The sequence below is a fragment of the Caenimonas sedimenti genome, assembly GCF_007833165.1.
Taxonomy (GTDB): Bacteria; Pseudomonadota; Gammaproteobacteria; order Burkholderiales; family Burkholderiaceae_C; genus Ramlibacter; species Ramlibacter sedimenti.
The window spans coordinates 1-7,561 of record NZ_VOBQ01000036.1; the positions used below are offsets into that span (position 1 = coordinate 1).

5 protein-coding genes are annotated in these 7,561 nt (G+C 68.6%); 3 read left to right on the top strand and 2 right to left on the bottom strand.

Annotation, left to right across the window (positions count from 1 at the left end; all coding sequences use genetic code 11):
* Positions 1-91: 91 nt before the first annotated feature.
* Complete coding sequence (locus tag FN976_RS28525; protein ID WP_145897458.1) at positions 92-1,327, bottom strand: ANTAR domain-containing protein; 1,236 nt, start codon at positions 1,325-1,327, stop codon at positions 92-94.
* A gap of 194 nt (positions 1,328-1,521) precedes the next feature.
* Here FN976_RS28525 and FN976_RS28530 point away from each other — a divergent pair, with 194 nt between their 5' ends.
* Positions 1,522-2,769, top strand: coding sequence for an MFS transporter (locus FN976_RS28530; RefSeq protein ID WP_145897460.1), 1,248 nt, complete (start codon positions 1,522-1,524; stop codon positions 2,767-2,769).
* 116 nt (positions 2,770-2,885) lie between these two features.
* Here FN976_RS28530 and FN976_RS28535 read toward each other — a convergent pair whose 3' ends face one another.
* Positions 2,886-4,622, bottom strand: a complete 1,737-nt coding sequence (locus FN976_RS28535; protein WP_145897462.1) for a bifunctional protein-serine/threonine kinase/phosphatase — start codon at positions 4,620-4,622, stop codon at positions 2,886-2,888.
* A gap of 80 nt (positions 4,623-4,702) precedes the next feature.
* Between FN976_RS28535 and nirB the strand changes: the two genes are divergently transcribed.
* Positions 4,703-7,144, top strand: coding sequence for a nitrite reductase large subunit NirB (nirB, locus tag FN976_RS28540; RefSeq protein WP_145897464.1), 2,442 nt, complete (start codon positions 4,703-4,705; stop codon positions 7,142-7,144).
* 2 nt (positions 7,145-7,146) lie between these two features.
* Entirely contained in the window at positions 7,147-7,518 is a 372-nt protein-coding gene (gene nirD / locus FN976_RS28545) for a nitrite reductase small subunit NirD (protein ID WP_145897466.1), read from the top strand.
* The last annotated feature ends 43 nt before the right edge of the window (positions 7,519-7,561 follow it).

A 7,561-nucleotide genomic window follows, 5' to 3' on the forward strand; every position in this document is an offset into this window, starting at 1 on the left:
GGAACCGGCAGCCGGCGCTGGTGTGCGTGGACATGTCGCGGCGGGATTAATTTGCTCTCCCTCCCCCAGAGGGGGAGGGAGGAAGAGCAACTCACCCCATCAGCACCTGGATGCTGTGCTGGTACGCATCCGTCAGCCGATCGAAAAGTTCCAGAAGTTCCTCGCTCGTCGCCGCCAGCTCCTTCCGGCCCGCCGCCTCGTGCGCTTTCGCCGCCCCCGCCAGCAACCGCTCCCACGCGGTACGCGCGCTGGCCAGCCCCTCACGGATTTCCTGCGTGGCGAGCGGCGAATTCGCCAGCGCCTTCATCCCGTCCTCGAAGGCGGCCGCCGTTTCCTTGCCGTCCGCACCGAGCAACGCCTGCTTGGCCATGCGCTGGGAGAGCATGCGCTGGCGCCCGGACACGTTGATGACGCTCACGGTCTTCGCCAGGCCGGACGTCTCCAGCGCGACGACCAGCGCATCGGCCTGGGCCAACATCGCCTCGGCCAGCGCATCGACGCGCGCCAGGACCGCCGCCTGCGCGGGCGCGGCCACCAGGTCACGCAGCGGCGCCCAGCCGGTTTGCGCCGCCTCCAGCAGGTCGCCGAAGGTCGCGGCCGACAGCTTGCCGAGCACCGCGAGGTTGTCGTCGATGCGCGCGGCCGACTGGCGCATCAGCAGCGCCGCCGCGGTCGCCTCCGTGCGGGCGCAGGCCAGCGCGTAGAGCTTGACCAGCCGTTGCGACAGCATGCGCTGCTGCCCGGCCCGATTGATGGCCTCGGCCACCTGCGCGGCATCGATGACTTGCCGCGACACCTGGCCGACGCGCTGGTTGGCGTGCATCGAAGCGGTGCGCAGGAGGTGGAACGCCTCGTCCTCGGAAACCCGGCGCGCGCGCATCAGGATGCCCTTGGCCTTGTCGACCAGCTTGCGCTCCTCGAAGCGATGCGTCAGGTCCGCCAGCGTCTCGCGCAACTGGCGCTCGTGCGCCTCGCGCGCCTGCGCCAGGTGCACCAGGGGGCGCAGGCGCTCCCTGGCGTAGCCCTGCACCACCCAGGCATGCACGCCGGAGGTCAGGGCTTCGTTCATGCGCTCCACGCCGCTGTCCTGCGTGAACACGAGCACCGGCAGCGGTTGCTGGACCTGCAGCGAGCGCAGCGCATCGAACAGCGCCGCGGACGGCCGCGGCTCCCAGCAGACCACCACATTGGGGCCCTGGCGCAAGGCCTCGCGCACCAGATGGGCGCACGCGGCCGGGCCCAGCACCGTGAAGCCGGCGGCGGCGAAGTCCGCCGCCAGCGCGGGTGCGTCGGGGTCGGGGTTGTGAACGAGGAGGACGGAGATCACTTTGCGGCGCAAGCATAGTGCAAGGCCATGTGAATGCCCTGGCACGCATCCTGCTGCAAAGCCCCTGACGGGTGTAACGCCGCACCCGGACCGTGCAATTTCCGCAGGGTCACGCGCACGACGCTGTGTGCTGTCATGGACCAGATTTCCGGCCCGGGCCTTGTCAAGCCCGAGCCCCTGTTCGGACAACACACATGAGCGGCTTCCAGAGCTTCCTGAAAGCGGGCCACGCGCCCACACTCTTCGCGGCGTTCCTCTATTTCGCTTTCTCCTGCGCGATCTGGGTGTTGAACGGCGCGATGGCGCCCTTCATCAGCGAGGCCTACCACCTGACGGCCTCGCAGAAGGGCCTGATGCTGGCCATCCCCATCTTCGCGGGCGCGCTGATGCGCTTCCCGCTGGGCATCCTGGCCCAGTACATCGGCCGCAAACCCGCCACGCTGGTGGAGATGGGCCTGATCGCCGTGGCCATGCTGTTCGGCCTGTTCTTCGTCAACAGCTTCAACGACCTGCTGGCCATGGGCGTGCTGCTCGGCATCGCCGGCGCCAGTTTCGGCGTGGCACTGTCGCTGGGCTCCGGCTCCTTCCCGCCGCAGCACAAGGGCCTGGCGATGGGCCTGGTCGGGGCCGGCAATGTGGGCACCGCCGTCTCGGTGCTCGTGGCACCGCCGCTGGCCAACTGGCTGGGGTGGCAGGCGGTGTACGGCGTCGCCGCCTGCGCCATCCTGATCCCGATGGCCGTGATGGTGATGTTCGCCAAGGAGCCGGACGACGTCGATGCGCACGCCACGTTCCGCGAGCACATCGCCTGCCTGTTCGAGAAGGACGGCTGGGTCTTCAGCCTGATCTACAGCATCACCTTCGGCGGTTTCATCGGCCTCACCACCTTCCTGCCCTCCTACTACTTCGACCAGTTCGGCGTGAGCAAGGTGCAGGCGGGGCAGCTCACGATGCTCGCGGCCTTCATGGGCGCGGCCCTGCGGGTGGCCGGCGGCTGGATCTCGGACCGCTGGGGCGGCGTCAACACATTGACGCTGGTGCTGCTGGTGGTGTCGGTCTCCCTCTTCGCGTGCAGCTTCGCGACCGGCTCGCTCGTCGCCACGACCCTGCTGGTGATGCTGTGCTTCGCCGCGCTCGGCGCGGGCAATGGCGCGCTGTTCCAGCTGGTGCCGCTGCGCTGGCCGACCACCACGGCGGTTGCGGGTTCGATGATCGGCGAGATCGGCGCGCTGGGCGGAGGGCTGGTGCCCTTCAGCATGGGCCTGTCGGCCCAGCACCTGGGCGGCTACCGCTGGGGCTTCGTGCTGTTCGCTGTACTTTCGCTCGTCGTGCTCGGGGTGATGCGCTACATGCAGATCCGCTGGACGCGGACCTGGGCGGAAAAGGGCGGGCGGGCGCGGGTGCATGCGCCGCGCGGGTATCCGGAGGGGAGGCGCGCATGAGGGTCGCGGCGCGGCAGACCGTAGGCTGGGGTGAGCCCGCAGGCGAACCCCAGCTAAGTGCCCCGCTGCTGGGGTTCGCCTGCGGGCTCACCGCCAGCCTACGGGTGACACGCAGTTCACCGGGGCAGGAACAGCAGCCAGAACACCAGCAGGAGGTTGAGCACGGCCGACACGGCCAGGGCGACCTTCCAGATGGCCGTCGGGTCGCGCGTGAGCAGCGGCGTGCCGCCGGCGCTGGCCAGCGGGCGCGAGGCGCCGCGCTCCAGCGCCAGCACCAGTTCCTCGGCGGTTTCGAAACGGCGGCGCGGATCGCGCGCCACGGCCTTCAGCAGCACGTGGTCGAGCCAGACGGGCACGTCAGGCCGCAAGCGCGAGGGCGCGCGTGGGTCGCGCCGGAAGCGCGCGAGCTGGTAGGGCTCGACCTCGCCGTAGGGCAAGTGGCCGGTCAGCCACTGGTAGAGCGTGGCGCCGAGCGCGTAGAGGTCCGAGGCCGGGCCGATGGCCGGCGCTCCGCCTTCGCGCTCCTCCCATTGCTCCGGATTCATGTAGCTCGGCGTGCCCGCGTGCAGTTCGCGCTGCTCGGCGCTTTCGCGCCCGGAGATCGCCACGCCCAGGTCGAGCACACGCCAGACACCGTCCTCCCCCAGGTGCAGGTTGCCGGGCTTGATGTCCCGGTGGACCACGCCCTGGCGATGCAGGCGGCCGAGGGCGCGAGCCACGGCGCGGGCGGCGAAGGAGATCTGCGCGATGGTGAACGGCTGCTTCTCGCGGATCAACTGGTCGAGCGTGCGCCCGTCGTGCCAGTCGAACACCACATAGAAGGCGCTGGGCTCCACCGGTTCGCGCACGCGGACGAAGCCGCTCGCTGTGGCGGCGCCCGTCTGTTCCGCCAGCCGCAGGCCCAGCCAGGCTTCATGCGCCAGCATGGCTCGCTCCGCCGGGTCGCTGGCGCGGGATTCGTGCAAGGCCTTGAGGGCCACCGGCTCGCCAGTGGCCGTGTCGCGGGCGCGATAGAGGCGATGCAGCCCGGTGTCGGCCAGCAGGCTCTCCACGACGTAGCCGTCGAGCGTGTCGCCCGGCTTGAGGCGCGGCGCCGCGGGCAGCACGCGGCCGCGCAGCAGGGCGTCCTCCAGCTGGGCCGCGGCCAGCTCCCGGACGTGGATCACCAATGCGCTGGCGTCGTCCCGGCTGCCGGCATCGACAGCGTCGCGCACCAGCGCTTCGCTGGCGGCCTGGGCCGCGCCCTGCAACGCCGCGCGCGCATAGGCCGCGACATGCTGGCGGCCCAGCACGCCGTGCACGCCGTCGCTGGTGAGCACGAAGACATCGCCCCGGCGCAGCTCGCCCTGTTCGTAGTCAATGCGCACGGCGTCTTCCAGCCCGAGGGCGCGCGTCAGGCGGCTGCGCTGGTCGGGATGGTCGAACACGTGGTCCTGCGTCAGTTGCGTGCAGGCGCCGTCGCGCAGCAGCCAGGCGCGCGAATCGCCAACGTGCGCCAGCGTGTAGCTGTGGCCGCGCAGCACCAGGGCCGTCAGCGTCGTCATCGCGCCGCCGCCTTCCTGGCTGCGGTGCCGGTTGCCGGCGGCGAGCCAGCCGTTCTGCGCGCCGATCAAGCGGTCCAGCGCCGCGCTGGTCTCCCAGGTCTCGGGCGTGCCGTAGTAGTCCTGCAGCAGCCCCACCACGGTGGTCTGCGCCGCCTCGCGGCCGCGGCCGCCGGCGGACACGCCGTCGGCCACCGCCGCGATGACGCCGCGCGTGGCTTCGCCCCGCGGCGCGGCGGCAGCGGCGAAGTCCTCGTTGTTCTTTCTCGGCCCGGCCGTGCTGTGCCAGCCGATGTCCACATCCAGGCCCATGGTGCGCCGATGGTAGCTGCACGCTCGCGGCTGGCATCGGTCTTGCACGCAACACCTCCAAGCTTTCCAGGAGTCCAACCATGAAGAAGATGAAACTCGTGATGATCGGCAACGGCATGGCCGGCGTCCGAACCCTCGAGGAGTTGATCAAGCACTCCCCCGAGCTCTACGACATCACAGTGTTCGGCGCGGAGCCGCATCCGAACTACAACCGCATCCTGCTGTCCCCGGTCCTGGCCGGCGAGCAGACGCTGGACGAGATCGTGCTGAACTCCTGGGCCTGGTACGAGGAAAACCGCATCACGCTCCATGCCGGCAAGAAGGTGGTGAAGGTCGATCGCGTGAAGCGTGTCGTGATCGCGGAAGATGGCACCGAAGCCGAGTACGACCGCCTGTTGCTGTGCACCGGCTCCAACCCCTTCATGCTGCCGGTGCCGGGCAAGGACCTGCCGGGCGTCATCGCCTACCGCGACATCGCCGACACCAACGCGATGATCGAGGCCTCGCAGAAGTACAAGAAGGCCGTGGTCATCGGCGGCGGCCTGCTGGGCCTGGAAGCCGCCAACGGCCTGATGCTGCGCGGCATGGACGTGACCGTCGTGCACGTGATGCCCTGGCTGATGGAGCGGCAGCTCGACGACGTGGCGGGCAAGCTGCTGCAGAAGTCGCTGGAAGACCGCGGCCTGAAGTTCATGATCGGCGCGCAGACGCAGGAACTCGTCGCCGGTGATGGAGGACGCGTCAAGTCGATCAAGTTCAAGGACGGCACCGAGCTCGACACCGACCTGGTCGTCATGGCCGTCGGCATCCGGCCCAACACGCAACTGGCCGAGTCCATGGGCCTGCACGTGAACCGCGGCATCGTCGTGCACGACACCATGCAGACGGTGACCGACGCCCGCATCTACTCGGTCGGCGAGTGCGCGGCGCACCGCGGCATCGCCTACGGCCTGGTGGCCCCGCTGTTCGAGCAGGCCAAGGTCGCGGCGAACCACCTGGCGCAGTTCGGAATCGGGCGCTACACCGGTTCGCTCACTTCCACCAAGCTGAAGGTGACCGGCATCGACCTGTTCTCCGCCGGCGAGTTCATGGGCGGCGAAGGCACGGAGGAGATCGTGATGAGCGATCCCTTCGGCGGCGTCTACAAGAAGCTGGTGATCAAGGACGACAAGCTGGTGGGCGCCTGCCTGTACGGCGATACGGTCGACGGCAGCTACTATTTCAAGCTGCTGCGCGAAGGCCGCAACGTGGGCGACATCCGCGACAAGCTGATGTTCGGCGAATCGAACATCGGCGATACCGGTCACGAGGGCCACAGCAAGGCGGCCGGCATGCCCGACGAAGCCGAGGTCTGCGGCTGCAACGGCGTGACCAAGGGCACCATCTGCAAGGCCATCAAGGAGAAGGGGCTGTTCACCCTGGACGAGGTGAAGAAGCACACCAAGGCCAGCGCCTCCTGCGGCTCCTGCACCGGGCTGGTGGAGCAGATCCTGATGTTCACGGCGGGCGGCGACTACTCCGCCGCACCGAAGAAGAAGGCGATCTGCGCCTGCACCGACCACAGCCACCAGGACGTGCGCGACGCCATCAAGGCCAACAAGCTGCTCAGCATTTCGGAGGCGATGCAGTTCCTGGAATGGCGCACGCCCAACGGTTGCGCCACCTGCCGGCCCGCCATCAACTACTACCTGCTGTCCACCTGGCCCAAGCAGGCCAAGGACGATCCGCAGTCGCGCTACATCAACGAGCGCAGCCACGCCAACATCCAGAAGGACGGCACGTACTCGGTCATTCCGCGCATGTGGGGCGGCGAGACCACCGCCGACGAACTGCGCCGCATCGCCGACGCGGTCGACAAGTACAAGATCCCCACCGTCAAGGTCACGGGGGGCCAGCGCATCGACCTGCTGGGCGTCAAGAAGGAAGACCTGCAGAACGTCTGGAAGGACATCGGCATGCCCTCCGGTCACGCCTATGCCAAGGCGCTGCGCACGGTGAAGACCTGCGTGGGCAGCGAATGGTGCCGCTTCGGCACGCAGGATTCCACGCAGATGGGCAAGGACCTGGAGCGCGCACTCTGGCGCATGTACGCGCCGCACAAGGTGAAGCTGGCCGTGTCCGGCTGCCCGCGCAACTGCGCCGAGTCCGGCATCAAGGACGTCGGCGTGATCGGCGTCGATTCCGGCTGGGAGATTTACGTCGGCGGCAACGGCGGCATCAAGACCGAGGTGGCGCATTTCCTGGTGAAGCTCAAGACCTCCGAGGAAGTACTGGAATACAGCGGCGCCTTCCTGCAGCTGTACCGCGAGGAAGGCTGGTACCTGGAGCGCACGGTGCACTACATCTCGCGCGTCGGGCTCGACTACGTGAAGAAGAAGATCCTGGAAGACCACGAGGGCCGCAAGGCGCTCTGGGAACGCCTGCAGTTCAGCCTGGACGGCGAGCCGGATCCCTGGCTCGAACACGACAAGGCGGCGGTGGACACCAAGCAGTTCGTGAAGCTCGAAGCGGAGAAGGTATGAACATGGGTGAATGGAAACTGATCTGCCGTGTGGATGAGATACCCGTGCTGGGGTCACGGCGCGTGGCGCGCCCGGTGGGCATGGACGTGGCGGTGTTCCGCAATGATGCGCAGCAGGTGTTCGCGCTGCTGGACCGCTGCCCGCACAAAGGCGGCCCGCTGTCGCAGGGCATCGTGTTCGGCACCAGCGTGGCGTGCCCGCTGCACAACTGGACGATCGGCCTGGACGACGGCTGCGCCAAGGCGCCGGACGTGGGATGCGCTCAGAAGTTCAGCGTGAAGGTGGAGGGGGAGTCGGTCTACCTGAATGCGGTGGAGCTGGCGTCGCTGGCGACGGATCTGGCGCCGCCGAAGGCGGGGCCAGATAGCGCATGACCGATTGCCTCTGTCTTGCTCCTCCCCCCTCTGGGGGGAGGTT